The organism is Brucella daejeonensis (assembly GCF_014199265.1).
Lineage (GTDB): Bacteria > Pseudomonadota > Alphaproteobacteria > Rhizobiales > Rhizobiaceae > Brucella > Brucella daejeonensis.
In genome coordinates this window covers 41,879-67,178 of sequence record NZ_JACIJG010000013.1, presented here as the reverse complement: position 1 = coordinate 67,178, position 25,300 = coordinate 41,879, and the positions used below count along the sequence as shown (strand labels likewise).

The following is a 25,300-nucleotide window of genomic DNA, read 5'->3' as shown; positions in this document are numbered from 1 at the left end:
GACAGATGATCCTACAGATCAGCCGGCGTGCATCGGCGCACCCCAGCCGCCCCAGACGTAGACGGCAAAGAAGAGAAACAGCCAGACCACGTCAACGAAGTGCCAGTACCAGGCAGCGGCTTCAAACCCGAAATGCTGCTTCGGCGTAAAATCGCCGCCAATGGCACGGAACAGGCAGACCAGAAGGAAGATCGTTCCAACGAGCACATGGAAACCGTGGAAGCCGGTCGCCATGAAGAAGGTGGCGCCGTAGATCGAGTCCTTGAACCCGAACGGTGCATGAATGTACTCATATGCCTGCACACAGGAGAACAGCACACCGAGAGCCACGGTAATCGCAAGACCGGTGATCATGCCCTTGCGGTCATTGTGCAGCAGCGCATGATGCGACCAGGTCAGCGTCGTGCCCGACAGAAGCAGGATCACGGTGTTGTAGAGCGGCAGATGGAGCGGATCGAGAACCTCGATGCCCTTCGGAGGCCAGACGCCGCCGGTGAAGGTGGCACGCGCGACCTGATGCACCTCGTTCGGGAAGAGGCTGGCATCGAAGAAAGCCCAGAACCATGCCGCGAAGAACATGACTTCCGAGGCGATGAACATGATCATGCCGTAGCGCAGATGCAGCGACACGACGCGGGTGTGATGCCCCTCATGCCCTTCCTTGATCGTGTCCGACCACCAGCCGTACATGCAGTAAAGTATGATCGCGAGGCCGATGAAGAAAATCCACGGGGTCACGACATTCAGGCCGAAGAACGGCAGTTCACCGGAATTGATGTAACGCATCCAGGCAATCCCGCCGATTGCGAGCACGAAAGCGCCCATCGAACTCAGGAACGGCCAGGGGCTCGGCGCTATGATATGATAGTCGTGGTTCTTCTGATGTACGTCCGCCATGTCTCTCCCCGTAAATCCCCTTAGGGGCTCCTCTCTCATGCCTCCCGGCCTGCTCCAAACGGAACGTCGGGCGGGTGCGTCTCTCTCGTTTTCGACCGGACGCTTCCCTCACCGGAAACCGCGTCCCTCAATAGTGAATCAACACATCATGCTTTCCAAAAACCGGAATCGATCTTGGTGCCGGTGCTGTAGTCCGGAGCGATTCTATTGAAACAATAAAACCACTTCATGCATTTGTCTTTGCGGCATTAAAGCATTTCCAGCGAAAGTGAGAACCGGTTTTGCGTTGGAAATGCGTAAAAATCCGTCGTGCCTCAAAGCTTTGTCTGTTCTCCGTTCCCGGCCGCCGCGACGGGCTTGGGCTTTTCAATCGGGAAAAACGTGTAGGAAAGCGTGATGGTTTTCACATCCTTCAGATCGGGATCGTTGACGATCTCCGGATCGACGAAGAAAACCACCGGCATCTCCATGTCTTCCCCCGGCTTCAGCGTCGTATCCGTGAAACAGAAGCATTCGACCTTGTTGAAATAAGCTCCGGCACGCCCCGGCGCGACATTGAAGCTGGCGCGACCGTAGTTCTCTTGATCGAACAGATTGCGCGCTTCGTATTTGATCATCGTCGTTTCGCCGATGCGAACCGTCACTTCACGCTGCACCGGCTTGAAATCCCACGGCAGGCCGTTGGCAATATTCGCGTCGAAGCGCACCTTGATCGTCTTGTCGAGGATGGTATCGGAATACTGCTCCACGCGCTGCGTCGTGCCGCCATAACCCGTCACCTGACAGAAAATGCGATATAGCGGTACGGAGGCATAGGCCGCACCGATCATGCAGACAAAGAAAGACAGGCACGCAAAAGCAATCGTCGCGTTGGAACGCTGCTGCTTTTTCTGCTTTTGGTTCTTTTCCTGCTGATCCGCCATTCTCTCCTCCCAGATCCGATCTAGAGCGGTCTTGCCAGAATGTTGGCACCGAGCTTCGCTATCGTTCCAACGTAAACGAGCAGCACGAACAATGCCAAAGCGATGGCCAGCCCCCAAGAGCGATTGCGCTGCGCGCGCTTCTGCTGCTCGGTCGGAACGACCAGCTCCAGCTCATCCTTGACCGGCTTGTGTATGGTATTTTGCATCAGAACACTCCAAAGGCGGCGAACGCCTTCATCGCCAGCGCCTCGACCAGCAGTACCGCGAAGAGCCCCGACAGATAGAGCAGCGAGAAGCGGAACAGCTTGCGGGCAGCAGCCAGCATCGCCGGCTGCGAACCGGCGCCCCACAGACGCCATGCATAATAAAGAAATGCCAGCCCAAGCAGCGTCGAGATCGCGCCATAAACAGGCCCGGCGAAACCCAGCACCCACGGCAGAACGCCAACGGGAACCATGATGATCGAATAGAAAAGCGCCTGACGACGGGTCGAAAGCTCGCCCTTCACGTTCGGCATCATCGGAATGCGCGCTGCTTCGTAATCGTTGGCTGAAAAGAGCGACAGCGCCCAGAAATGCGGCGGCGTCCACAGGAAGATGATCATGAACAGGACGACACTGTCCCAGGTGATTTCACCCGTGGCGGCAGCCCAGCCGATCATCGGCGGGAAGGCACCTGCGGCACCGCCGATCACGATGTTCTGCGGCGTCGAGCGCTTGAGCCACATCGTGTAGACGACGGCATAGAAGAAGATGGTGAAGGCCAGCAGCGCCCCGGCCAGCCAGTTTACCATCAGACCGAGCGTCACGACCGAAAATACCGAAAGCGTCAGGCCGAACGCCAGAACCTGATTGGGTGTGATGACGCCAGCCGGAATCGGGCGGTTGCGCGTACGCTTCATCACCGCGTCGATATCGGCGTCGTACCACATATTCAATGCGCCGGATGCTCCGGCGCCAACCGCGATACACAATATGCTGATCGCCGCGAGAACGGGATTCATATGTCCCGGTGCGACCACGAGACCGACCAGCCCGGTGAAAACCACGAGGGACATCACCCGGGGCTTCAAAAGAACGAGGTAATCCCGCGCCGTCGCTTCCGAAAGAGCGAACGCGTCGTCGTTACCAGAGTTTTTTTCCACCAGAGACATTTAACTACAAAAACCTCAAACTCGCCGAACCCGGACGCCGCGCCCCTACAGCACGGATCGGACAACCACAACAATCACCTCCCGGAAACGGTCTGTTCCCGCCGGAAAATGCCGTGCTCAAATGCCGACTTTTTCGTCTACCGGCGACGGGCGGAACAGAATGCATCCCGCCCATAGCACGTTTTGCAAAGAAGGGCGAAGCCTTTTCCCGACTCCGCCCTTCGCACGATTACTTGATGCGCGGCAGCTGTTCCCACTGGTGGAACGGAGGCGGCGAAGAAAGCTGCCATTCCAGCGTGGTTGCACCCTCGCCCCACGGATTCGCACCGGCTTCACGCTTCTTCGCGAATGCCTCGAAGACATTGTAGAGGAAGATCAGCACGGCGAAGCCCGAAATATAGGAACCGTAGGACGACACCATGTTCCAGCCGGCATAAGCGTCCGGATAGTCGATGTAGCGGCGCGGCATACCGGCGAGACCGAGGAAGTGCTGCGGGAAGAAGATCAGGTTCACGCCAATGAAGGTGACCCAGAAATGCAGCTTCGCGGTGAACTCGTTATACATGTAGCCGGTCATCTTCGGGAACCAGTAGTACCAGCCCGCGAAGATTGCGAAAACGGCGCCCAGCGACAGAACGTAATGGAAGTGCGCCACCACGTAATAGGTGTCATGCAGCGCGCGGTCGAGACCGGCATTGGCGAGCTGAACGCCCGTCACGCCACCGATGGTGAACAGGAAGATGAAACCGACCGCCCAGAGCATCGGCGCGCGGAAGGTGATCGAGCCGCCCCACATGGTCGCGATCCACGAGAAGATCTTGATGCCGGTGGGCACCGCGATAACCATCGTGGCGAACACGAAGTAGCGCTGCGTGTCGAGCGACAGGCCGACCGTATACATATGGTGCGCCCACACGACGAAGCCGACGACACCGATTGCGACCATGGCGTAGGCCATGCCGAGATAACCGAAGATCGGCTTGCGCGAGAAGGTCGAGATGATGTGGCTGACGATACCGAAGCCCGGCAGGATCAGGATGTACACTTCCGGGTGACCGAAGAACCAGAACAGATGCTGGTAGAGGATCGGGTCACCACCGCCATCAGGCGCGAAGAAGGTCGTGCCGAAATTGCGGTCGGTGAGCAACATCGTGATGCCGCCTGCCAGAACCGGCAGCGAAAGCAGAAGCAGGAATGCGGTCACCAGCACGGCCCAGGCGAAAAGCGGCATCTTGTGCAGCGTCATGCCGGGAGCACGCATGTTGAGGATCGTCGTGATGAAATTGATCGCACCGAGAATCGAGGAGGCGCCGGAAATGTGGATCGCGAGAATTGCGAAGTCCACGGCCGGTCCGGGCTGACCCGAAGTCGAAAGCGGCGGATAAAGCGTCCAGCCGCCACCAGGCCCCCAGCCGCCTGCCGGACCCGGCATGAACAGCGAGATCAGGAGCAGCATGATCGAAGGCGGCAGAAGCCAGAAGGAAATGTTGTTCATGCGCGGGAACGCCATGTCCGGCGCACCGATCATCAGCGGCACCATCCAGTTGGCGAAACCACCGATCAGCGCCGGCATGACCATGAAGAAGATCATGATCAGCGCGTGCGCCGAGGTGAACACGTTGAACATATGCTTGCCGGCATCGAGAGCCGCATCGCCCTCAACGCCGTAAACCATCTGCGCCAGACCATGGAAAATCTGGATGCCCGGCTCCTGAAGCTCGGCGCGCATCGCAATGGACAGGGCGCCGCCGATGATGCCGGCGATGATTGCAAAAATCAGGTACAGGGTACCGATGTCTTTATGATTGGTCGAGTATACCCAACGGACCCAGCCGTGCGGCTTGTGGTCGTCATGGGCACCATGCTCGTGAGCTGCTGTGCCAGCCATGGAATTCGCTCCCGTTTTTCAACAGTCTTGGCGTTCGGGATCAGAGACCCGCCGCAGCCACCTTATCGTTTGCACCGCCTTCGACGGCAGCCTGAAGCGCCTTGTTCGCGCCAGTCAGATCCGATCCCGCTGCGGCGATCCAGGTCTGATACTGCTCCTTGGAGACAACGCGCACGGCGATCGGCATGAAGCCATGATCCTTGCCGCAAAGCTCAGAGCACTGGCCGTAATAAAGGCCTTCCTTGTCCGCCTTGAACCAGGCCTCGTTAACGCGCCCCGGAACCGCATCCATTTTCACGCCGAAGGCCGGAATGGTCCAGGAGTGAATGACGTCGGCAGCCGTCACCAGGAGACGAACGGTTTCGCCGACCGGTACGACCACTTCATTATCCACGGCCAGAAGACGCGGATAGCGGGACTTGTCTTCCTTGCCGACCTCGGCGCGATCACCGTCCTTCAGGAGAAGCGAATCGAAGCTGACCGGATTGTCGACCTGGTATTCATAGCCCCAGTACCACTGATAACCCGTGGCCTTGACCGTCAGCGTCGGATCTTTCGGCGAATATTGCGCCGTCAGAAGCTGGAAGGACGGAACTGCCAGAAACAGCAGAACAATCACCGGCCCGACAGTCCAGACCACTTCGATCGCGGTATTGTGGCTGGTCTTCGAAGGCTCGGGGTTGGCGCCCGCCCGGAAGCGAAGCACGACCGCGATCAGCAAAGCCAGAACCAGCAAGGTAATTGGAACGATAAACCAGAGTGTATAACGCTCAAACCAATGAATCTGCTCGGCTATGCCCGTAGCAGCATCCTGAAATCTCCATTCCCACGGACGGGGCTGATCCGCAAAAGCGGCACCAGCCGTCCACAGCACTGCAAGAGCGCCGCCGAAGGCGCCCTTCGTTGTGGCAACAATCTTATCCACCAGAACTCTCTCCCTATTCGCCCTTTCGAGCTGGACGCCGGACGCCAGAGACGGCCGCATCCCCCGTCGGCGTTCAAACCACACCTTAGCGCACACCGCAAGGAAGGCGAATATGTTCCTGTGCGGCATTTTTGCGCGCAGCCCGGTTAGCCGGAAGCAAGGTCTTGCGTTCGCCCAACCATCGAAGACGGCTCAATTTTCCTGCAAAACTTGGGAAAACCCGAGAATCCCATAATGAAGCCATGATTTGAAATGACGTTTCGACAACGTGCCGCGTGACAATCGATGCAACAGACGGTATCACCGTTGCAATGATGGCCAGGACTGCCAATCGCCCCTCAAGGCGCTTTTCATGGCCAATGCAGCGCGTTAACGTCCCGGTGATTCGATCTGGAGATTTCATGACTTTTCGCATGCTTGCCTGCCGTATGATCGGCCAACGCCTCGCAATCCTCGCAACGGGTGTCAGCCTGGCGCTTGCCGCCGGAGCCTTCTCTTCGGCCGCACAGGATACATCGCCACAATTACCCGCCCCGCAGCAGGCCCCCGCCGCACAGCCCCAGGCCGTGCCGTCGAACCCGCAGCAGAGCGGGAAGCTCAAGTCACAGCATGGCGCATGGTCCATCCTTTGCGACACGCCGGCAGGTGCGAAAACCGAGCAGTGCGCACTGATCCAGAACGTGGTTGCCGCCAAGCGTCCTGAACTCGGCCTTTCGGTCGTTGTTCTGAAGACAGCTGACAACAAGGCCCGTATTCTGCGCGTGCTTGCGCCGCTCGGCGTCTTGCTGCCCAACGGCCTTGGCCTCAATGTCGACGGCAAGGATATCGGCCGCGCCTATTTCGTCCGCTGCTTCGAAGACGGCTGCTATGCGGAAGTCATCCTTGAGGACGATCTTCTGAAAACGCTCCGTTCGGGCAAGGCCGCGACCTTCATCGTATTCCAGACGCCGGAAGAAGGCGTTGGCATACCGGTGGATCTCAAAGGTTTTGGCGAGGGTTTCGACGCCCTTCCCTGATTCACGCTCTAGCGGCCTGCAAATGGCGCTTTCCTGCGCTTCCGGTGCTCATGTACTTTTAAGTATACTCCGCTCCGGTTCTCGGAAATCACCATTTTCGGCACGCTATATCGTGAATCGCGCAGCTCCTATTCCGCACGCGGTTGTCCTCAACCGATTTAAGGCTTACATCCTGCAGCAGACACATGCTGCGGGATTTGTTTTATGAAAAGCCTGATCGACAGTTTCGACGCCAGCCGCGACGATATCGAGCGCCTTGTCGCCCAAAGCCTGAAAGGCAGCGACGACGGCGAACTCTTCGTGGAGTATCGCGAGGCGGAAGCGCTCGTTTTCGACAATGGCCGTCTCAAGACCGGTTCATTCAATCAGGATCAGGGATTTGGCCTGCGCTCCGTCGCGGGTGAAGCCATCGGCTACGCCCATGCTGGCGATCTTTCAGTCGCAGCTCTCAAACGTGCATCCGATGCCGTAACCGCCACGCTGAGGGGCTATGGCGGGACGTATTCCGCAGCACCCGCGGGCACAAATCGCCATCTTTACACCGACGAGAACCCCATAGGTTCACCCGCCTTCGAAGCCAAAGTGCAATTGCTGCAACAGATCGACGCCTATCTGCGCGCCAGGGACCCGAAAGTGCGGCAGGTTTCCGTCTCGCTGGCTGGATCGTGGCAGCAAGTGGAAATCCTGCGCGCCGACGGCAATTTCGTGCGCGACATACGGCCCATGGTACGCCTTACCGTATCGGTGGTGGCGGGCAATGGCGATCGGCAGGAGTCCGGGTCCTACACGGTTGGCGGACGCAAGGGGTTCGGCGAATTCATCACAAGCGAAAGCTGGCAGCATGTGGCCGACGAAGCATTGCGTCAGGCGCTCGTCAATCTCGATGCCATCCCTGCCCCGGCAGGCACGTTCGACGTGGTTCTCGCAAATGGCTGGCCGGGCGTGATGCTGCATGAGGCTGTCGGACATGGGCTCGAAGGTGACTTCAATCGCAAGAAGACTTCCGCCTTTGCCGGGTTGATGGGCGAACAGGTCGCGGCCAGGGGCGTTACCGTCATCGATGACGGCACGATTGCGGAACGGCGCGGCTCGCTCACGATAGACGATGAAGGGACGCCGACCGGCCGCACCGTGCTGATCGAAGACGGCAAGCTCGTCAACTATATGCAGGACCGGCAGAATGCGCGCCTGATGGGCATGGAGGCGACGGGCAACGGACGCCGCGAATCCTACGCCCACGCGCCCATGCCGCGCATGACCAACACCTATATGCTGTCGGGTGACAAATCCCCGGAAGAAATCATCGCCTCGATGAAGAAGGGTATTTATGCCGTTTCCTTCGGCGGCGGACAGGTGGACATCACCTCCGGCAAATTCGTGTTCGGCTGCACGGAAGCCTATATGATTGAGGATGGCAAAGTCGGCGCGCCAATCAAGGGCGCGATGCTGATCGGCAACGGACCGGACGCCATGAAACGCATCTCGATGATCGGCAACGACATGAAGCTCGATACCGGCAGCGGCAATTGCGGCAAGGGCGGACAATGGGTGCCGGTAGGCGTGGGCCAGCCGCATCTGCGCATGGATCAGATGACCGTCGGCGGCACGGCTGTGTAACAGCCCTCCGTTCGGCGCGGATACGCGTTTATCGACGTCATCCGGCTTGCAGATACCGGCTGTAACGTGCAGGCTGTGGGAATTGCGATCCCGCCCGGCAATCTTCAATGCCGGGCCGATCTGGAGAGAGGAATGCCTGAATCGCGTTACGACTGGACAGGGAAACGAACGGAAAAGCGTGACCGGCAAAAGCGTATGCTGGTGGTGACGGCCATAACCATGGGCGCACTTATTCTTGTCCTCGGCATGGTGGACGGCCTGCTGATCCTGCTTGGCTGACATGCCTGGCAGCGATCCTTTGCGACAGGCTTGACCATATCGGCGGATTATGCGCCGGGATTTTCTTCCAGAAGCCCTTCGACGAAATCGAAGAGGCCCGGACGGCGATCGCGACGCAGACGTTCGGCAACGATGATTCCCTTGATGCCCGAATAGGAGCGTTCCAGATCTTCGTTGATGACGATATAATCGTATTTCACCCATTTCTGGATTTCAAAGCGGGCATTCTGGAGCCGTGTCTCGATGACATCCGCCGTGTCTTCCGCACGTCGGTTGAGGCGGTTCTGCAGTTCATGCATGGTCGGCGGCAGAATAAAGATCGAGACCACATCGGCAGGCATCTTGGCCTGCAACTGTTCGGCGCCCTGCCAGTCGATATCGAACAGCATGTCCTGACCGTCCGCCAGCGCCTCCTCCGCCGTCTCACGCAGCGTGCCATAGAAGTTGCCGTGGACTTCAGCCCATTCGATCAGCTGGTCGTTATCGCGCAGGCGCTCGAATTCGCGTTTGGTGATAAAATGGTAATGTACGCCGTTGATCTCGCTCGGACGGCGTTCACGCGTGGTAACCGAGATCGATAGCGACAGCTTCATTTCAGGATCGTTGAGCAATTGCCGCGCTATCGTGGATTTCCCCGCGCCGGACGGCGACGAGATCACCACCATCAGGCCTCTGCGTGCGATGCCATTTTCAACCGAAGAGATGGCCATGATACCTGTTACTCCAGATTTTGTACCTGTTCGCGAAACTGATCCACGACCGCCTTCAGCTCCAGACCGATAGCCGTGATCGACGCTGCGTTCGATTTGGAACACAGTGTATTGGCCTCACGATTAAATTCCTGTGAAAGAAAATCGAGCTTGCGCCCAACGGGGCCGCCATCCGACAGCAGTTTGCGCGCCGACGCCACATGCGTTTCCAGCCGGTCTAGTTCTTCCTGGATATCGGCCTTCGTCGCGAGGAAGGCCGCTTCCTGATAAAGCCGCGCCTCGTCAAGTTCGCGGGCCACATCCATGAGCAAAGCTACCTGCCCGGCAAGACGCGCCTTGATGGCGTCCACGCCACGCGCCGGGTTGCGGCGTGCACTGTCGGTGAGCCGCTCGATCGCATCGACATGGCCCGACAGAATGCCAAAGAGGGCCGCTCCCTCCTGCCTGCGCGCATCGGCGATTGCCTTGAGAGTTTCCTCGAAGCCGGAAACGATTGCCGCTTCAAGCCCGCCGCGCTCTTCCTCATCGTCAGCTAACTGCGTCTGGTCGATAATGCCGCGAAGCGACAGAATACCATCCACACTGGCAGGCGCCAGACCATGGCTGGCCTGCAAATCCGCGCCAAGCTTCAGGATTTCCGCCAGCATGGGCTGATTGATGGAAAAGCCCATTTGCATGTCGCTACGTTCCACGCTGAGGCTCGCCTGGAAATTACCGCGCGAAAAGTGACGCGCCAGCACGGAACGGACAGGATGTTCAGCCGCTTCCAACCCCTGCGGAAGACGCAGCCGCAGATCCAGCCCCTTGCCGTTGACGGACCGTACTTCCCAGACGATGCGCGCTTCTCCGCCCTTCATGGCGTGCTGCACGGCATGGCGTGCAAATCCGGTCATGCTTTGGAGCGCCATGCGTCCGTCCCCTTACTCGCATTCGCGACATCCGCGAATTTACCCGAAAACCAGACCGAAGCCGGTGCTTGTCCGCGACCGGTTTCGGCATAACCTGCGCATCGCCACCGGATGACGGCAATGCCTACTGTCCGGCACTCGCGTTCGAACTATTCTTCTGTTGCTCGACATTCTTCTGCTGTTCGACGGAACGCCATTTGCGGACATTGGCGTTGTGTTCCTGTAGCGTTTTGGCGAAGACGTGCCCGCCGGTGCCGTCCGCGACGAAATAAAGGTCTTCCGTATCGAGCGGATTTGCGACGGCCTCCAGCGCGGCCTTGCCCGGATTGGCAATTGGCGTCGGCGGCAGGCCGTTGATGATATAAGTGTTGTAAGGCGTCGGCTTTTCGATGTCGGACTTGAAGATCGGACGGTCGGAAGGCTTCCCGGCTCCGCCGAACAGACCGTAAATAATGGTCGGATCGGACTGGATGCGCATCCCCTTCTTCAATCGGTTGACGAAAACAGAAGCCACGTGGGGCCGCTCCGAAGCAACCCCGGTTTCCTTCTCCACGATGGAGGCAAGCGTCACGAATTCGTTCCTGTCCTTGATCGGCAGGTCCGGGTTGCGCTTTGACCAGGCCTCGTCCACCAGCTTCTTCTGCGAAGCGATCATGCGATCGATGATTTCCGAACGGGACGTTCCGCGCGTGAAATTGAGCGTATCGGTGAACAGCGAGCCTTCCGGCGGTATATTTTTCGGCATGTCGCCAACGAGCGTCGGGTCAGCGGAAATACGGTCGAATATCTGCTTGACCGTCAGGCCTTCAGGAATGGTCAGCGGATACATGATCGACTTGCCGCTGATGAGAATATTCATCACGTCGCGCATCGTCGCACCGGCAGGGATGGCATATTCGCCCGCCTTCAGATCGTTTTCGTGCCCCAAAGTACGCATACCGTAACGGAAAATGCGCGCATCGGTGACGATCTCGCGGCTTTCCAGGCTGTTGGATACCTCGGCGATGCCGGCCCCGCGCTTGACGAGAAAAGTCGTTTCCGCCGTAAGCGGCCCCTTGGCGTCGAACTGTAGCTTGCCGAAATAGAACAAGGCAGACGCGCCGAGCAGAACCAGCACGATCAGCGACAGCATGAAATTCATGAAGACGACGATCTGGCTGCGGGCATGGCGCGAGCGCTTGCGCGGCGGCGGCGTGCCCGGTTCGGGGCGCAGGGCTTCCGATGCGGACTTCGGCACAAACGGCTTGGAAGCCTCGCTCGTTTCCGGCGTGGCGGCCTTGGCCTGCTCTTCTGCAGGATTCGCTCCCGGTTCTGCCTCAGAATTCACTCAATCACCTCGGTCTGTAGCCTTGGCCCGTATCCGGCGCCAGCGCGCACCATACAGGCAGAGCGGCCTTCGCACTTTTTAGCTGGAAATACTCCAGGACGCGTGCCTACCCTAACCGCTGTTGACGATATTAAACATCACATCCGGTTATATTTTGGCAAAAACGCGGAGAAATCCCCGCGTTTTTTCAGTTCAACCTTTTATTCGCGAAGCGGCAATCAGGAGTATCGGCGCAGGATCAGCGAAGCGTTGGTTCCACCGAAACCGAACGAGTTCGACAGGGCTACGTCGATCTTGCGTTCGCGGGCCTTATGGGGAACCAGATCGATCTTCGTGGAGACCGCCGGATTGTCGAGATTGAGCGTTGCGGGCGCGATATTGTCGCGGATCGCCAATGTCGAGAAAATTGCCTCGGCCGCGCCGGCTGCACCCAAAAGGTGACCGATGGACGACTTGGTTGAGGACATGGAAACCGTCGAGGCTGCATCACCCACAACTCGTTCGACCGCACCAAGCTCAATCGTATCGGCCATGGTCGAAGTGCCATGTGCATTGATGTAATCGATCTGGTCGGGCGTAATACCCGCGCGCTTGATCGCCATTTCCATGCAACGCTGCGCGCCCTCGCCGTTTTCGGTCGGCGCGGTAATATGATAAGCGTCGCCCGACAGGCCATAGCCGATCACTTCGGCATAAATCTTTGCGCCGCGCGCCAAAGCGTGTTCCAGCTCTTCCAGAACCACGACGCCAGCGCCCTCGCCCATGACGAAGCCGTCACGGTCTTCATCATATGGGCGCGACGCAGCCGTCGGATCGTCGTTGCGTTTGGTGGAAAGCGCCTTGCAGGCGGCAAAGCCCGCGAGCGAAATGCGGCTGACCGGCGATTCCGTGCCACCCGCGACCATCACATCCGCATCGCCGAACGCGATCAGACGGGAGGCGTCGCCGATAGCATGAGCGCCAGTCGAACAGGCGGTGACAACCGCATGGTTCGGACCGCGCAACTTGTGCTTGATCGACACATGACCGGAAGCCAGATTGATCAGGCGTCCCGGAATGAAGAATGGAGAGATGCGGCGCGGCCCCTTGTCGCGCAGCGTATAGCCCGCCTCGACAATGCCTTCGATGCCGCCGATGCCCGAGCCGATCAGAACGCCGGTACGAACCTGATCCTCATCGCTTTCGGGATGCCAGTTTGCATCGTCCAGAGCCTGATCGGCTGCGCCGACGGCGTAAACGATAAACGGATCAACCTTGCGCTGCTCCTTGGGCTCCATATGGAGATCGGCGTTGAACGTACCGTTCGTGCCATCGCCAACAGGAACGCGGCAGGCGATCTGGCAGGCCAGATCATCCACTTCGAATTCCGTGACGCGGCGAGCACCGCTTTCACCGGCAACAAGACGCTTCCAGGTCTCTTCGACACCGCTTGCAAGCGGTGACACCAGACCAAGACCGGTGATGACGACACGCCTCATATCCACCCCTTAAATTCTGTTATGTCACGAGCATCACCCCGCCACCGTCAACCGGCAAATCAAATGCCCGGACCGACTTCAAGGGGTAACGTTCCAAATCTGTCTGTCTATGCATTTCCCGTGCAAAACTGCCTTGCACCTTTGCTGGAAACGCTCTGGCCGGAATGCAAAATCGCTCGACATTCCCGCAAATCTCAAACCGGTCGCCGAACGAACGCCTGAGGCTTCTTCAACCGATCCAGACGCTTACGAACCGGCCGACCGAAGACAAGCAGGGCCGGGATTCATGACGAACCCCAGCCCTTGCCCAAGTTCAGATTAGGCAGATGCCTTGTCGATGAACTTCACAGCGTCGCCGACCGTGAGGATCGTTTCGGCAGCGTCGTCAGGAATTTCAACACCGAATTCTTCTTCGAAAGCCATGACCAGCTCGACGGTGTCGAGGCTGTCTGCGCCGAGATCATCGATGAAGCTTGCGCCTTCCGTGACCTTGTCGGCATCTACGCCCAGATGTTCAACAACGATTTTCTTGACGCGCTCTGCGGTATCGCTCATGTCGGAACCTCGACCTGTGTGTTTGTTGCTCTGCCTTGGTTAGCGGCATGCAGGATTGTAATCAAGTTATAAGATGCCTGCCAAGTTTCGAGCGAAGCCGCCCGGACAGCCATCCTGTGGATATTCCTTTCGGAACAGGATCGCGGCGTTTCTATTCACAATGCCGCAATTCTCGTTGGGCGCATTACCACGCTTCTCCGGCGAGGCAAAGCGCCTTTTCCTTCTCCAGACCCCGTATTAAGGGATTTTATACCATAATTCGGGACCGAAGGAGACTTAGATCATGGCCATGCCGCCATTGATATGCAGTGTCTGGCCAGTCACATAAGCCGCTTCATCGCTCGCCAGATAGACGACCGCAGCCGCAATATCGGCACCGACGCCCATGCGTTTCATGGGGATATTGCCCATGATCGCTTCCTTCTGCTTGTCGTTCAGCTTGTCGGTCATGGCCGATTCGATGAAGCCCGGCGCGATGCAGTTGACCGTCACATTGCGGCTTGCGATTTCCTGCGCCAGCGACTTGGAAAAGCCAATGAGGCCAGCCTTGGAGGCGCAGTAATTCGCCTGCCCCGGATTGCCGGTCACGCCCACGATGGAGGTGATATTGATGATACGGCCATTGCGGCGACGCATCATCGGATGGGTCAGCTCGCGGGTCAGGTTGAACACCGACGTCAGATTGACATTGAGCACCGCATCCCAGTCCTCGTCGCTCATGCGCACGAAAAGACCGTCGCGGGTGATGCCGGCATTATTGACCAGAATATCGACGCCGCCCATTTCCTCCTCGGCCTTCTGGCCGAGCGCCTTGACGGCTTCGCGGTCGGAAAGATTGGCCGGGAAGACGAAGGTGCGCTCGCCAAGCTCGGCGGCAAGTTCCTTCAGCTTTTCTTCACGCGTGCCGTGCAGACCGACAATCGCGCCCTGTGCGTGCAGAGCGCGGGCAATCGCTTCGCCAAGACCGCCGGTTGCACCAGTGATGAGAGCCTTGCGGCCAGTCAGATCAAACATGTCCGAGATCCTTTTAAGCGTTAAGGGCAGCCAGCGCCGCATCGATTTCATCGGCAGAGCCGACCGCGGCACCTGCCACATCCTTGGAGATGCGGCGAGCCAGGCCGGTCAGAACCTTGCCGGAGCCTACTTCATAAAGCGAGGTCACGCCATTCTTCGCAAACCATTCCACCGTTTCGCGCCAGCGCACCTGACCGGTGACCTGCTCAACCAGAAGATCGGCGATTTCATTGGCATCCGTCACAGGTGCCGCACGCACATTGGCGATCAGCGGCGCGACCGGATTGTGCTTTTCGACCGAGGCCAGCGCCTCGCGCATGGCATCTGCGGCAGGCCCCATCAGCGTCGAATGGAAGGGGGCCGAAACCGGAAGCATGATGGCGCGCTTGGCGCCCTTTTCGGATGCAAGCTTCGCAGCCAGCTCGACAGCCGCCTTCGAACCGGAAATGACCAGCTGCCCGCCGCCATTGTCATTGGCGATCTGAACCGAACCGGAGGAGCCGGCTTCCGCGCAAACGGCTTCCACATCGCCATGTTCCAGACCGATGATCGCAGCCATAGCGCCTTCGCCGACCGGCACGGCTTTTTGCATGGCATTGCCGCGAATGCGCAGAAGACGCGCCGTATCGGCCAAAGAGAAGGTTCCGGCGGCGCAAAGCGCGGAATATTCGCCCAGCGAATGACCGGCGACGTAGGCAACCTTGTCCTTCAGCGAAAACCCTTGCGATTCCATAACGCGCAACACCGCCATCGAAACAGCCATCAGCGCGGGCTGGGCATTGGCGGTGAGCGTCAGGACATCTTCCGGGCCTTCGAACATGGTGGCCGAGAGCTTTTCGCCCAATGCCGCGTCCACTTCCTCGAAAACAGCGCGCGCCTCCGCAAACTGCTCTGCCAGAGCCTTGCCCATACCGACCGCCTGACTGCCCTGCCCCGGAAAAGTGAATGCTATCGCCATGAAAGCCTCTTTCATTTTTTGCAATTAAATGCGCACTTTGGCGCGGTGTGCCCCAGCGAGCACCGTAAAGTCAAGTATTTCCCGGTTTTCGACCCATTTGCAGCTTGCAAAGCGGGGGAAAAACACGTAATAGCCGCCCGTTCAATGCTCGGCACCAGCTGGGGGCTGAACGGAGGGCCGTTCTCCTGACTAATTATTTAGTGCGGAAAACGTTGGAAGTCATAAGTGCTTCTGCCTCCCGTGTCTCCGCTCTCGACCGTCTCAAGTTTGCGCGTCCTTTCTTCTCCGCTTTGCCGGATCAAGAGAAGTCGCAGAGGCTTAGCCGCTGGTGCCCGGCAGGATGTAACGAAGAAAGGCAAAGCCAATGGCTCTTTATGAACATGTGCTTCTTGCCCGCCAGGACATCTCCCAGCAGCAGGTCGACGCTCTCGTCGAACAGTTCAAGGGTGTCCTCGAAGCTAATGGCGGCAAATTCGGCAAGGTCGAAAGCTGGGGTCTGCGTCCCCTGACCTACCGTATCAAGAAGAATCGCAAGGCTTATTATACGCTCGTGAACATCGACGCTCCGGCTGCCGCCGTTGCCGAAATGGAACGCCAGATGCGTATCAACGAAGACGTTCTGCGTTTCCTCACCATTCGCGTTGAAGAACACGAAGAAGGCCAGTCGGCCATGCTGACGCGCCGTGACGACCGTCGCGATCGCGATGGCGACGACCGTCCGCGCCGCCGTGAAGGCGGTTTCGACCGTGGTGATCGCGGCCCGCGCCGTCCACGTGACAACGAAGCTGGTGAAGGAGCATAATCATGGTTGATATCAATCAGATCCCGACCCGTCGTCCTTTCCATCGCCGTCGCAAGACGTGCCCGTTCTCCGGCGCCAATGCTCCGAAGATCGACTACAAGGACGTCAAGCTCCTGCAGCGTTACATTTCCGAACGCGGCAAGATCGTTCCTTCCCGTATCACGGCTGTCAGCCAGAAGAAGCAGCGCGAACTCGCCAAGGCGATCAAGCGCGCCCGTTTCCTCGGCCTGCTGCCTTACGTTGTGAAGTAAGACTTTTACGGAAGGCGGGAAACCGCCTTCCGTATTGCTCCGAAGCATTATAAATGCTCCGGTTATTCACCACGCAATTCCGAACGCAAAACCGCTGCGCGAACTTTTGCTGGGATTGCTCCGTTGCGATGGGCGCGGCGGATGTATCGAAAACCCCGAGTTGAGACGTAAGCCTTTATGGCCGTCTCTAACTGCCAAACCGGAACGGCCGGAGCAGGACAGCGCAAATCATGAAATTCAATGGAACCATCATCGGTATCGGCATATTGGCGGGGCTTGCCTCGGCCTTGATGTCGGCCGGCGTCATCGCGCAGACAGGCGCCATGGCGGGCGTGGCGATGGTTCTGTATTTCCTGACGCCGCTTCCCATTTTCGTTGTCGCACTCGGCTGGGGTTCGAGCGCCGGTATCGTTGCCGCCGCCGCAGCCACGATTGCGATGGGCGCTGCCGCCAGCCCGATGGTGGCGCTTCTCATGGCGCTGACCAGCTTTATTCCGGCTGCAACGGGCGCCTATCTTTCCGGTCTTGCGCGTCCTGCCGAAGAACTCGGCGGACCGAAGGGCATATTGGTCTGGTATCCGCTTTCGGACATCGTGTTCCGGCTCGCTCTCATGGTGGCGATCAGCTTCGTCATTATCGGCGCGATCCTTGGCTTCGGCCCGGACATGGCCCGGGAGCTTGCCAACACGATCATCGATCGCGTGGCGGAAGCCGATCCCCAGTTTACGGCCGGCGACGATATACGTGACAATGTAACGGCGCTGCTTATGATTGCCCTTCCGGCAATCCAGCCTGCGATGTGCCTTGCCGTTCTCGTGGGCAACCTCTATCTGGCGCAGCGCCTGATTTCGATCTCGGGCCGTGTGCGCCGCCCCCGTGACGACTGGCCCGCGACGCTTCGTATGCCGCGCCCCGCCCTCATCGTCTTCGCTGTCGCTCTGGCGGCGGCTTTCCTGCCCGGCGGCATCGGTCTGGTCGCGACCGTCGTTGCAGGTGTGCTCAGCGCCGGCTTTGCGATGGCGGGCCTCGCCATCATGCATTTCCGCACGCGCGGCAAGGTGTGGCGCCCGGTAGCGCTATGGCTTGCCTATGTTGCGATCGTTCTGTTCGCATTCCTGCTTTTCATCGTCATGGTTCTCGGACTTTTCGATACTTCGCGCGGTGCGCCAGTCTCGAAAATACCGGGCGCCGACAATCAGTAACCCAATCGGAAACTCGAAAGGAAACCCCAATGGACGTCATTCTTCTGGAACGCATCGGCCGCCTCGGCCAGATGGGCGAAATCGTCAAGGTCAAGGACGGCTATGCCCGTAACTTCCTGCTCCCGCAGGGCAAGGCTCTTCGTGCCAATGAAGCCAACAAGAAGAAGTTCGAAGGCCAGCGCGCCCAGCTCGAAGCCCAGAACCTGGAACGCAAGAACGAAGCCCAGGCCGTTGCCGACAAGCTCAATGGCGAAAGCTTCATCGTCGTGCGTTCGGCAGGTGAAACCGGCCAGCTCTACGGCTCCGTCTCGACCCGCGATATCGCGGAAATCATCACCTCGGACGGCTTCACCCTGCACCGCAATCAGGTTGAACTGAAGCACCCGATCAAGACCATCGGCCTGCACGAAGTTGAAATTTCGCTGCACCCGGAAGTCCAGGTCAAGGTGACCGTCAATATCGCCCGTTCGACCGAAGAAGCCGAACGCCAGGCAAAGGGCGAAGACCTGACCTCGATCGAGGCCATCTATGGCATCGAAGAACAGCCTCTGTCGGAAGAAGTCTTCGACGAAGAGGACGAAGCAGAAGCCGAGGCTTGATTAGCCGCCTGTTCTCCGCCGGGATGCCATGCCGAACGGCACGCTTTCCCATGGTGGTAAACTTTATATGATCGTGCCCGGCGACCTTCGCCGGGCATTTTCTCTTTTCAGATCGAGAAAACTCCCTATTCTGTTTATCAGTATTGGATTGGAGAGGTGCTGACGGAGACGTCCGCGTTGCTTGGGCATTACTCCCGAGGCCGGTAGACCGAAGGGAATATTGCCTGAAAATCTGATGACAGAGCGGTTTGGACGATCTATTCCGCCGCCTGCCCTGCAAACGCATTGACGTGCGCCTGCTTCGATCCCGGAAAGGGAGATGGGGCCGATGTATGGAATGTTGCGTACCGTTCTTTCGCATATGATCAAAGTCGGTGATCTGATGGTCACAGATTCCGAAGGTTCGCGTTTTCGATATGGCGACAAGACCGGTGCGCCGGTTCATGTGCAGTTCAAGACAAGACATGCGGAGCGCGCCGTTGCGTTCGACCCGGAACTGAAGCTCGCCGAATGTTTCATGGACGGCGAAGTCGACTTCCTGGAAGGCGATATCTACATGCTGCTTCAGATGGTTTTCGAGAATACGGGACCGACGGCGGCGACCGAACCCTGGATGAAGGCCGTCAGCAAGCTGCGCATTCTGTTCCGCCGCTTCCAGCAAATGAACACGATTACCCGCTCATCCAGCAATATCAAAAGCCATTACGACCTTTCCGGCGAGCTGTACGATCTGTTTCTCGACCCGGACAAGCAGTATTCCTGTGCCTATTTCGATCCGCCCAATGCGACACTGGCCGAGGCACAGCTTGCCAAGAAGCGCCACATAGCGGCGAAGATGCTGGTCAGGGAAGGCGACAAGGTGCTGGATATCGGCTGCGGCTGGGGCGGCATGGGGCTTTATCTCGCGCGCTATCTCAAAGCCAGTGTCACGGGCGTGACACTGTCGGAAGAACAGCATGGCATCGCCAACCAGCGCGCCGCCGACCAGGGGCTCGCCGACCGGGCGAAATTCCAGTTGACCGACTATCGCAACATCGATGACAAATTCGACCGGCTTGTCTCGGTCGGCATGTTCGAGCATGTGGGCGTTGGCCATTTTGCCGAATATTTCCAGCATGTGGCGCGGTTGATGAAGCCCGACGGCGTGTTCCTGTTACATGCCATCGGGCGCGCCGACGGTCCCGGTGCGACCAACCCGTTCATCCGCAAATATATCTTCCCCGGCGGCTATATCCCGGCCCTGTCGGAAGTGCTGCCGCATATCGAAAAAGCCGGACTCTATGTCACCGACGTCGAGATCTTGCGGCTTCATTATGCCGAAACGCTCAAGGAATGGCGGTATGCCTTCCTGGCAAATCGCGACAAGGCGAAGGCACTCTATGACGAGCGTTTCTGCCGCATGTGGGAGTTCTATCTCGCCGCTTCCGAAAGCGCATTTCGCTGGCAGAACATGATGGTGTTCCACATCCAGATCACGCACAGGCAGGACGCCGTTCCGCTGACGCGCAACTATATCGAGGCGGAGGAAAAGCGCCTCAGGCGCCTCGATAGCGCACCGAAAGGAGCCAATAGCGAGCCAAGGCCGGTGAAAAAGAGCATGAACGCCTGACGACCGTCTTGAATCAGAAAAGGCCGAGCATCCTACGGCCTTTTCATTTGCAGGTAGCAATCGAGTGCGATTCACACCTATAGGCAGATCAGTTGCCCTTTTCGGTTTCTTCCTCTCCTTCCAGCCTGCTCCGCAAGACTGTCAGCACCCGATTGACGATTTCCAAATCTTCGGCTGAAAAACCGTCCGCGAGCGTATTAACCCTGGGATTATAAAACCTGATCGCGGTATCGAATGTCTGTCTACCTTTATCGGTCAACACAACCAGTTGCGCCCGCCGATGATGCGGATTGGGCTGGAAAGCCACAAATCCTTCCTTATGCAGATCATTGACGATGCGCTGGACATTCTGGCGATTGGCGCCCAGGTCACGTGCAAGCCAAGCGACCGGCTGCGGACGCTCCGCGGCAACAATGCTTCCCAGAACCTGCCAGCGCGCGCTTGTGAGCCCCAGTGGCGCAACAAGCTTATCCCCCCAGTTTATCGTCAGATTGTTGACCCGGAAGAGAGTCAGAATAATTTCGGTCAGGGCGTCCGCACCCTTCGTTCGCTGCGCTTCATTCATATGTCACCATAGAGCTATATTGACATAATGATGTCAATTATTATATTGGTATCATACCGGATCGACAATATGATGTCATAATAGGCAGCCAAACATGATTAGAAATCTCCATCCGTTTGCAGGTGCACTCACGCTCCTCACAATCATTACGTTCTGGCTCTCGACTGTCTCAAGCGAATTGTTCGGTTCCAAAGCGGCAATCATCGCGGTCAAGACATCCATCCCCTGGGGTTTTCTCCTGCTTGTCCCGGTCCTGGCGCTCACAGGCGCGACAGGGTTTACCCTGGCGAAGGGCCGCACTGGACTGGTCGATACAAAGATCAGGCGAATGCCACTGATCGCGGCCAATGGTCTGCTCATACTCATCCCCGCCGCACTTTTTCTCTCTTCCAAAGCCAGAATTGCCGAGTTCGATGTTGTTTTTTATGCAGTGCAGGCACTCGAACTCGCATCGGGAGCCGTAAATATCACTCTTCTTGGACTCAACATGCGTGACGGTTTGAGAATGAAGAATCGGCTTGGTCTCCGAAAGACTTGAACGGCTAATAGCCCATTGACGACCGCAATATTCTTTAAATCTGCGTCAAGTTCCAAGGGGAGGAGAACGATCCCTGCCTGTGGATCGCTGTGAATCATGGTATAGCTTGTTGCTTCCAGCAGGAATCAGCCGAAGCCGCGTTGCGTTTGGTTTCGTTTAGCGGCTAGCTGGTTGCATCAGGAACGGAAAAGAGAATCATGGCGGAAGCGGCGATACGCAAACTCGACGATGCGCGGGAGCAGAAAGACGCGCTCTATCGCGAAGCACCCCACAATATCGAAGCGGAACAGGCGCTGCTCGGCGCTATTCTGATCAATAACGATGCTTTTTACCGGGTATCGGACTTCCTGAAGCCGACCCATTTCTTCGAGCCGCTGCATCGGCGCATCTACGAAATCACCACCGATCTCATCCGCGTCGGCAAGATGGCCAACCCGGTCACGATGAAGACCTTCCTGCCGACCGAAGGAAAGGTCGGCGATCTCACGATCTTCCAATATGTGACCCGCCTGGCCACCGAGGCCGTGACCATCATCAATGCAGAGGATTACGGTCGGGCCATCTATGACCTCGCGACACGTCGCGCGCTGATCGGCATTGGCGAGGACATGGTCAATGTCGCCTATGACGCGCCGGTCGATAATGCTCCGCAGGAACAGATCGAGGATGCCGAGCGCCGCCTGTTCGAACTGGCGGAAACGGGCCGCTATGACGGCGGTTTCCAGCCGTTCAAGGATGCGGTGACAACCGCCGTGGACATGGCCAATGCCGCCTTCATGCGCGACGGGCATCTTTCCGGCATTTCCACCGGCATTCACACGCTCGACGGCAAGATGGGCGGCTTGCAGCCTTCCGACTTGATCATCCTCGCCGGTCGTCCGGGCATGGGCAAGACTTCGCTTGCGACCAATATCGCCTTCAATATCGCCAATTCCTACGAGGGCGAACAGCAGGCCGATGGCACGGTGAAAGCCAAGAATGGCGGCGTGGTCGGCTTCTTCTCGCTCGAAATGTCGGCCGAACAGCTCGCCACCCGTATCATTTCCGAGCAAACGGAAGTGTCGTCGTCGAAAATCCGCCGCGGCGATATCACCGAAACCGATTTTGAAAAGCTGGTCGCCTGCTCGCAGGTCATGCAGAAAATTCCGCTGTTCATCGACCAGACCGGTGGTATTTCCATTGCCCAGCTTGCTGCCCGCGCGCGTCGTCTCAAGCGCCAGCGCGGCCTTGACGTCCTCGTCATCGACTACGTGCAGCTCATGACCGGCTCATCAAAGGCCTCGGCGCAGAACCGCGTGCAGGAAATCACCGAAATCACCACCGGCCTGAAAGCATTGGGCAAGGAACTCAACGTTCCCATCATTGCGCTCTCACAGCTTTCGCGTCAGGTGGAAAGCCGCGACGACAAGCGTCCGCAGCTCTCCGACCTTCGCGAATCTGGTTCCATCGAGCAGGACGCCGACGTGGTGCTGTTCGTGTTCCGCGAGGAATATTACGTCAAGAACCTCGAACCGCGCGACGAATTCGATCCGAAATACGAGGAATGGAAGCAACATTTCGAGAAGGTGCGTGGCACGGCGGACGTAATCATCGCCAAGCAGCGTCACGGACCGACCGGCACAGTGAAGCTCGCCTTCCAGTCCGAATTCACGCGGTTTGCAGATCTGGCCGAGGGTTCCTATCTCCCGGATCAATATGAATAAGATTTTCTTTGACGGTGGACGCGCCTGATGGCCAAGGCGCGCGTGCAGTTCATCTGCCAGAATTGCGGCTCGGTGCATTCGCGCTGGGCGGGTAAATGCGACTCGTGCGGCGAGTGGAACACACTTGTCGAGGAAGGCACCAATAGCGGTATCGGTTCCGGCCCCGGCGCAATGCTGTCGAAGCGCAAGGGCCGCGCCGTGGCGCTGACCTCGCTTTCCGGCGAGATCGAGGATGCGCCGCGCATCATTTCGGGCATCAGCGAACTCGACCGCGTGACGGGCGGCGGTTTTGTACGCGGTTCGGCGCTTTTGATCGGCGGCGATCCGGGCATCGGCAAATCCACGCTTCTGACGCAGGCAGCCGCCGCGCTCGCCAATCGCGGCCATCGCATCGTCTATGTGTCGGGCGAAGAAGCGGTTGCGCAGATACGTCTAAGGGCACAACGGCTCGGTGTAGCGTCGTCGGCGGTGGAACTTGCCGCCGAAACCAATGTCGAAGACATCATCGCCACGATTTCCGACGGCAAACGGCCCGATCTGGTCATTATCGATTCGATCCAGACCTTGTGGACCGATATGGCCGATTCCGCGCCCGGCACGGTCACGCAGGTGCGCTCCTCCGCGCAGGCGCTGATCCGCTATGCCAAACAGACCGGTGCTGCCGTGGTTCTGGTCGGCCACGTCACCAAGGAAGGCCAGATCGCCGGCCCCCGCGTGGTTGAGCATATGGTCGACGGCGTTCTCTATTTCGAGGGCGAAGGCGGACATCACTATCGCATCCTGCGCACCGTAAAGAATCGTTTCGGCCCGACCGATGAGATCGGTGTGTTTGAAATGTCGGACGGTGGCTTGCGCGAAGTCTCCAACCCGTCCGAACTGTTTCTCGGCGAACGCAACGAAAAAGCGCCGGGAGCCGCCGTTTTCGCCGGTATGGAAGGCACCAGACCCGTGCTGGTGGAAATTCAGGCGCTGGTCGCCCCCTCCTCGCTCGGCACGCCGCGCCGCGCCGTGGTCGGTTGGGACGGCGGACGGCTTGCCATGATCCTCGCCGTTCTCGAATCACATTGCGGCGTGCGCTTCGGCCAGCATGACGTTTATCTCAATGTCGCGGGCGGTTATCGTATCAGCGAGCCTGCGGCCGATATTGCCGTGGCTGCCGCGCTCGTTTCCTCCATGGCCGGTATTGCCCTTCCGCCCGATTGCGTTTATTTCGGCGAAATCAGTCTTTCCGGTGCGGTTCGTGCTGTTACACATGCCGTACAGAGGCTAAAAGAGGCCGAAAAGCTCGGTTTCCGGCAGGCCGAAGTCCCTGGCGGTAGCGGCGAGCTTTGGAAAGATCGCAGTTTCCGCCTGATGGAAACTTCGGCGCTGCCGGATCTCGTTGCGCGCATCGCGGCCTCCGGCACCGGAAAAAACTAATTATCGCGGATCGAGAACCGGAAGATTCTGTCAACTTTCCGGTGTTACGCTCCAGCATCTTTGACTGCCCTGCGGCACGGGAATGGTCCGGCCGCAAGAATAATTGAGGACAGGCCAGAATGCCGATCACTCTGCTTGATGGAATTCTACTTGGAATAACGCTGGTTTCGGCCGTTCTTGCGATGGTTCGCGGCTTCTCCCGCGAAGTGCTGTCGCTGGTATCCTGGGCAGCGGCAGCAGCCGCCGCCTATCTCTTTTACCAGCCCGTGCTGCCTTTTGTGCAGCCCTATATCAACAATGAAACCATTGCGAAGATTGCCGCCGCCGGCGCTGTCTTCCTTGTCGTGCTGATCGTCGTTTCGCTGATCACCATGAAGATCGCCGACTTCATTATCGACAGCCGTATCGGCGCTCTCGACCGCACGCTCGGCTTCCTGTTCGGCGGGGTGCGCGGTGTGCTTCTCGTAGTCGTTGCGATGCTCTTCTTCAACTGGCTTGTTCCGACCAACCAGCCAGCCTGGGTAACGAACGCAAAATCCAAGCCGATGCTCGATTCCTTCGGCCAGCAGCTCATCGAACTTCTGCCCGCCAACCCGGACCAGATGATCGACAAATTCAAGCCGCAGCAGAATGCTCCAGCTTCCGGCGAGCCGGAAGAGGCGCCGGTGCCGGACGATACGCCTGCACAGCAGTAAGCAGTTTTCGAATGTCGAAAAGCCGTCAGCTCCGCTGGCGGCTTTTCCGATTCCACGGATGCTCCGCAAAGCCGGACAATGCAAAACAAACAAAATGGCGCCCAGACATTGTCATTTGGGCGTCACGATCATATTTGAGGCGGGAATTTGCGGGATTATTTGCTCGTACCGTGCGATACTGCCGTCAGGGAGACGATATCGACGCAGTGGCTAACTCTCCGCTTTTAACCAAAAGCCATCTTGTGATAGAGAGGCGCTTTAGTTGCCTC

27 protein-coding genes are annotated in these 25,300 nt (G+C 58.3%); 12 read left to right on the top strand and 15 right to left on the bottom strand.

The features are described from left to right. Positions 1-18 precede the first annotated feature (18 nt). The 7 genes from FHS76_RS16200 to FHS76_RS16170 form a co-directional block, all read right to left on the bottom strand. Positions 19-897, bottom strand: a complete 879-nt coding sequence (locus FHS76_RS16200) for a cytochrome c oxidase subunit 3 (RefSeq protein ID WP_183654971.1) — start codon at positions 895-897, stop codon at positions 19-21. Positions 898-1,211: 314 nt separating this feature from the next. Further along, positions 1,212-1,820 carry a cytochrome c oxidase assembly protein gene (locus FHS76_RS16195; protein ID WP_183654968.1) on the bottom strand — a complete coding sequence of 203 codons (609 nt, stop codon included), beginning with the start codon at positions 1,818-1,820 and terminating at the stop codon, positions 1,212-1,214. Positions 1,821-1,840: 20 nt separating this feature from the next. Then, entirely contained in the window at positions 1,841-2,026 is a 186-nt protein-coding gene (locus tag FHS76_RS16190) for a hypothetical protein (RefSeq protein ID WP_183654965.1), read from the bottom strand. Beyond that, complete coding sequence (locus tag FHS76_RS16185; protein WP_183654961.1) at positions 2,026-2,973, bottom strand: heme o synthase; 948 nt, start codon at positions 2,971-2,973, stop codon at positions 2,026-2,028. The genes FHS76_RS16190 and FHS76_RS16185 overlap by 1 nt, the downstream gene beginning before the upstream one ends. Positions 2,974-3,202: 229 nt before the next feature. Next, positions 3,203-4,861 (bottom strand): cytochrome c oxidase subunit I, encoded by a 1,659-nt coding sequence (gene ctaD, locus FHS76_RS16180; protein WP_183654958.1) that lies wholly within the window; start codon positions 4,859-4,861, stop codon positions 3,203-3,205. A gap of 40 nt (positions 4,862-4,901) precedes the next feature. Beyond that, positions 4,902-5,786: a cytochrome c oxidase subunit II gene (gene coxB, locus FHS76_RS16175; protein ID WP_183654955.1), complete on the bottom strand. Its 885-nt coding sequence runs from the start codon at positions 5,784-5,786 to the stop codon at positions 4,902-4,904. Between the two features lie 85 nt (positions 5,787-5,871). Then, on the bottom strand, positions 5,872-6,189 hold the full coding sequence (locus FHS76_RS16170; protein ID WP_183654952.1) for a hypothetical protein: 318 nt from the start codon (positions 6,187-6,189) through the stop codon (positions 5,872-5,874). Between FHS76_RS16170 and FHS76_RS16165 the strand changes: the two genes are divergently transcribed. From FHS76_RS16165 to FHS76_RS16155, 3 genes are all read left to right on the top strand, one after another. Beyond that, positions 6,188-6,802, top strand: coding sequence for an invasion associated locus B family protein (locus FHS76_RS16165; RefSeq protein ID WP_183654949.1), 615 nt, complete (start codon positions 6,188-6,190; stop codon positions 6,800-6,802). The two genes, FHS76_RS16170 and FHS76_RS16165, sit on opposite strands and share 2 nt — an antisense overlap. A gap of 204 nt (positions 6,803-7,006) precedes the next feature. Then, positions 7,007-8,419, top strand: a complete 1,413-nt coding sequence (gene tldD, locus FHS76_RS16160) for a metalloprotease TldD (protein ID WP_183654947.1) — start codon at positions 7,007-7,009, stop codon at positions 8,417-8,419. 132 nt (positions 8,420-8,551) lie between these two features. After that, the gene (locus tag FHS76_RS16155; protein WP_183654944.1) at positions 8,552-8,698 is read left to right on the top strand and encodes a hypothetical protein; all 147 of its coding nucleotides are present in this window, start codon (positions 8,552-8,554) and stop codon (positions 8,696-8,698) included. Between the two features lie 47 nt (positions 8,699-8,745). Here FHS76_RS16155 and gmk read toward each other — a convergent pair whose 3' ends face one another. The 7 genes from gmk to fabD all read right to left on the bottom strand — a co-directional run bounded on the left by gmk (position 8,746) and on the right by fabD (position 15,648). After that, positions 8,746-9,408, bottom strand: a complete 663-nt coding sequence (gene gmk / locus FHS76_RS16150) for a guanylate kinase (RefSeq protein WP_183654941.1) — start codon at positions 9,406-9,408, stop codon at positions 8,746-8,748. Between the two features lie 8 nt (positions 9,409-9,416). Continuing rightward, positions 9,417-10,316, bottom strand: coding sequence for a YicC/YloC family endoribonuclease (locus FHS76_RS16145; protein WP_183654938.1), 900 nt, complete (start codon positions 10,314-10,316; stop codon positions 9,417-9,419). 124 nt (positions 10,317-10,440) lie between these two features. Then, complete coding sequence (mltG, locus tag FHS76_RS16140) at positions 10,441-11,643, bottom strand: endolytic transglycosylase MltG (protein WP_183654936.1); 1,203 nt, start codon at positions 11,641-11,643, stop codon at positions 10,441-10,443. A gap of 218 nt (positions 11,644-11,861) precedes the next feature. Continuing rightward, on the bottom strand, positions 11,862-13,121 hold the full coding sequence (gene fabF, locus FHS76_RS16135) for a beta-ketoacyl-ACP synthase II (RefSeq protein ID WP_183654933.1): 1,260 nt from the start codon (positions 13,119-13,121) through the stop codon (positions 11,862-11,864). A gap of 318 nt (positions 13,122-13,439) precedes the next feature. After that, positions 13,440-13,676: an acyl carrier protein gene (locus FHS76_RS16130; protein WP_002963616.1), complete on the bottom strand. Its 237-nt coding sequence runs from the start codon at positions 13,674-13,676 to the stop codon at positions 13,440-13,442. 276 nt (positions 13,677-13,952) lie between these two features. Next, positions 13,953-14,690, bottom strand: a complete 738-nt coding sequence (gene fabG, locus FHS76_RS16125) for a 3-oxoacyl-[acyl-carrier-protein] reductase (protein ID WP_183654930.1) — start codon at positions 14,688-14,690, stop codon at positions 13,953-13,955. 13 nt (positions 14,691-14,703) lie between these two features. Next, entirely contained in the window at positions 14,704-15,648 is a 945-nt protein-coding gene (fabD, locus tag FHS76_RS16120) for an ACP S-malonyltransferase (protein ID WP_183654927.1), read from the bottom strand. 364 nt (positions 15,649-16,012) lie between these two features. Here fabD and rpsF point away from each other — a divergent pair, with 364 nt between their 5' ends. The 5 genes from rpsF (at position 16,013) to FHS76_RS16095 (ending at position 20,111) form a co-directional block, all read left to right on the top strand. Then, a complete protein-coding gene (gene rpsF / locus FHS76_RS16115; RefSeq protein WP_183654924.1) occupies positions 16,013-16,450 on the top strand; it encodes a 30S ribosomal protein S6 in 438 nt (145 codons plus the stop codon). A 2-nt stretch (positions 16,451-16,452) separates the two neighbouring features. Beyond that, positions 16,453-16,701 (top strand): 30S ribosomal protein S18, encoded by a 249-nt coding sequence (gene rpsR, locus FHS76_RS16110; RefSeq protein WP_002963610.1) that lies wholly within the window; start codon positions 16,453-16,455, stop codon positions 16,699-16,701. Positions 16,702-16,931: 230 nt separating this feature from the next. Next, on the top strand, positions 16,932-17,903 hold the full coding sequence (locus tag FHS76_RS16105) for a DUF2232 domain-containing protein (RefSeq protein ID WP_183654921.1): 972 nt from the start codon (positions 16,932-16,934) through the stop codon (positions 17,901-17,903). Positions 17,904-17,932: 29 nt separating this feature from the next. Then, the gene (gene rplI, locus FHS76_RS16100; protein ID WP_183654918.1) at positions 17,933-18,502 is read left to right on the top strand and encodes a 50S ribosomal protein L9; all 570 of its coding nucleotides are present in this window, start codon (positions 17,933-17,935) and stop codon (positions 18,500-18,502) included. 328 nt (positions 18,503-18,830) lie between these two features. Then, positions 18,831-20,111, top strand: a complete 1,281-nt coding sequence (locus FHS76_RS16095; RefSeq protein WP_183654915.1) for an SAM-dependent methyltransferase — start codon at positions 18,831-18,833, stop codon at positions 20,109-20,111. A gap of 88 nt (positions 20,112-20,199) precedes the next feature. Here FHS76_RS16095 and FHS76_RS16090 read toward each other — a convergent pair whose 3' ends face one another. Then, positions 20,200-20,676, bottom strand: coding sequence for a MarR family winged helix-turn-helix transcriptional regulator (locus FHS76_RS16090; protein WP_183654912.1), 477 nt, complete (start codon positions 20,674-20,676; stop codon positions 20,200-20,202). Between the two features lie 94 nt (positions 20,677-20,770). On the opposite strand from FHS76_RS16090, the gene FHS76_RS16085 reads away from it, so the two are divergent. The 4 genes from FHS76_RS16085 to FHS76_RS16070 all read left to right on the top strand — a co-directional run bounded on the left by FHS76_RS16085 (position 20,771) and on the right by FHS76_RS16070 (position 25,031). Next, positions 20,771-21,214: a hypothetical protein gene (locus tag FHS76_RS16085; protein WP_183654909.1), complete on the top strand. Its 444-nt coding sequence runs from the start codon at positions 20,771-20,773 to the stop codon at positions 21,212-21,214. 197 nt (positions 21,215-21,411) lie between these two features. Beyond that, positions 21,412-22,917 carry a replicative DNA helicase gene (locus FHS76_RS16080; protein WP_183654906.1) on the top strand — a complete coding sequence of 502 codons (1,506 nt, stop codon included), beginning with the start codon at positions 21,412-21,414 and terminating at the stop codon, positions 22,915-22,917. A 27-nt stretch (positions 22,918-22,944) separates the two neighbouring features. Further along, positions 22,945-24,336 (top strand): DNA repair protein RadA, encoded by a 1,392-nt coding sequence (radA, locus tag FHS76_RS16075; RefSeq protein WP_183654903.1) that lies wholly within the window; start codon positions 22,945-22,947, stop codon positions 24,334-24,336. A 119-nt stretch (positions 24,337-24,455) separates the two neighbouring features. Beyond that, positions 24,456-25,031, top strand: coding sequence for a CvpA family protein (locus FHS76_RS16070; protein WP_183654899.1), 576 nt, complete (start codon positions 24,456-24,458; stop codon positions 25,029-25,031). Positions 25,032-25,300 lie beyond the last annotated feature (269 nt).

What these genes read in the sequence shown, in the direction of transcription:
- FHS76_RS16200 (WP_183654971.1), bottom strand. Translation starts at nt 897, where the DNA reads ATGGCGGACGTACATCAGAAGAACCACGACTATCATATCATAGCGCCG.
- FHS76_RS16195 (WP_183654968.1), bottom strand. Translation starts at nt 1,820, where the DNA reads ATGGCGGATCAGCAGGAAAAGAACCAAAAGCAGAAAAAGCAGCAGCGT.
- FHS76_RS16190 (WP_183654965.1), bottom strand. Translation starts at nt 2,026, where the DNA reads ATGCAAAATACCATACACAAGCCGGTCAAGGATGAGCTGGAGCTGGTC.
- FHS76_RS16185 (WP_183654961.1), bottom strand. Translation starts at nt 2,973, where the DNA reads ATGTCTCTGGTGGAAAAAAACTCTGGTAACGACGACGCGTTCGCTCTT.
- ctaD (WP_183654958.1), bottom strand. Translation starts at nt 4,861, where the DNA reads ATGGCTGGCACAGCAGCTCACGAGCATGGTGCCCATGACGACCACAAG.
- FHS76_RS16165 (WP_183654949.1), top strand. Translation starts at nt 6,188, where the DNA reads ATGACTTTTCGCATGCTTGCCTGCCGTATGATCGGCCAACGCCTCGCA.
- FHS76_RS16170 (WP_183654952.1), bottom strand. Translation starts at nt 6,189, where the DNA reads ATGAAATCTCCAGATCGAATCACCGGGACGTTAACGCGCTGCATTGGC.
- tldD (WP_183654947.1), top strand. Translation starts at nt 7,007, where the DNA reads ATGAAAAGCCTGATCGACAGTTTCGACGCCAGCCGCGACGATATCGAG.
- FHS76_RS16155 (WP_183654944.1), top strand. Translation starts at nt 8,552, where the DNA reads ATGCCTGAATCGCGTTACGACTGGACAGGGAAACGAACGGAAAAGCGT.
- gmk (WP_183654941.1), bottom strand. Translation starts at nt 9,408, where the DNA reads ATGGCCATCTCTTCGGTTGAAAATGGCATCGCACGCAGAGGCCTGATG.
- FHS76_RS16145 (WP_183654938.1), bottom strand. Translation starts at nt 10,316, where the DNA reads ATGGCGCTCCAAAGCATGACCGGATTTGCACGCCATGCCGTGCAGCAC.
- fabF (WP_183654933.1), bottom strand. Translation starts at nt 13,121, where the DNA reads ATGAGGCGTGTCGTCATCACCGGTCTTGGTCTGGTGTCACCGCTTGCA.
- FHS76_RS16130 (WP_002963616.1), bottom strand. Translation starts at nt 13,676, where the DNA reads ATGAGCGATACCGCAGAGCGCGTCAAGAAAATCGTTGTTGAACATCTG.
- fabG (WP_183654930.1), bottom strand. Translation starts at nt 14,690, where the DNA reads ATGTTTGATCTGACTGGCCGCAAGGCTCTCATCACTGGTGCAACCGGC.
- fabD (WP_183654927.1), bottom strand. Translation starts at nt 15,648, where the DNA reads ATGGCGATAGCATTCACTTTTCCGGGGCAGGGCAGTCAGGCGGTCGGT.
- rpsF (WP_183654924.1), top strand. Translation starts at nt 16,013, where the DNA reads ATGGCTCTTTATGAACATGTGCTTCTTGCCCGCCAGGACATCTCCCAG.
- rpsR (WP_002963610.1), top strand. Translation starts at nt 16,453, where the DNA reads ATGGTTGATATCAATCAGATCCCGACCCGTCGTCCTTTCCATCGCCGT.
- FHS76_RS16105 (WP_183654921.1), top strand. Translation starts at nt 16,932, where the DNA reads ATGAAATTCAATGGAACCATCATCGGTATCGGCATATTGGCGGGGCTT.
- rplI (WP_183654918.1), top strand. Translation starts at nt 17,933, where the DNA reads ATGGACGTCATTCTTCTGGAACGCATCGGCCGCCTCGGCCAGATGGGC.
- FHS76_RS16095 (WP_183654915.1), top strand. Translation starts at nt 18,831, where the DNA reads ATGTATGGAATGTTGCGTACCGTTCTTTCGCATATGATCAAAGTCGGT.
- FHS76_RS16090 (WP_183654912.1), bottom strand. Translation starts at nt 20,676, where the DNA reads ATGAATGAAGCGCAGCGAACGAAGGGTGCGGACGCCCTGACCGAAATT.
- FHS76_RS16085 (WP_183654909.1), top strand. Translation starts at nt 20,771, where the DNA reads ATGATTAGAAATCTCCATCCGTTTGCAGGTGCACTCACGCTCCTCACA.
- FHS76_RS16080 (WP_183654906.1), top strand. Translation starts at nt 21,412, where the DNA reads ATGGCGGAAGCGGCGATACGCAAACTCGACGATGCGCGGGAGCAGAAA.
- radA (WP_183654903.1), top strand. Translation starts at nt 22,945, where the DNA reads ATGGCCAAGGCGCGCGTGCAGTTCATCTGCCAGAATTGCGGCTCGGTG.
- FHS76_RS16070 (WP_183654899.1), top strand. Translation starts at nt 24,456, where the DNA reads ATGCCGATCACTCTGCTTGATGGAATTCTACTTGGAATAACGCTGGTT.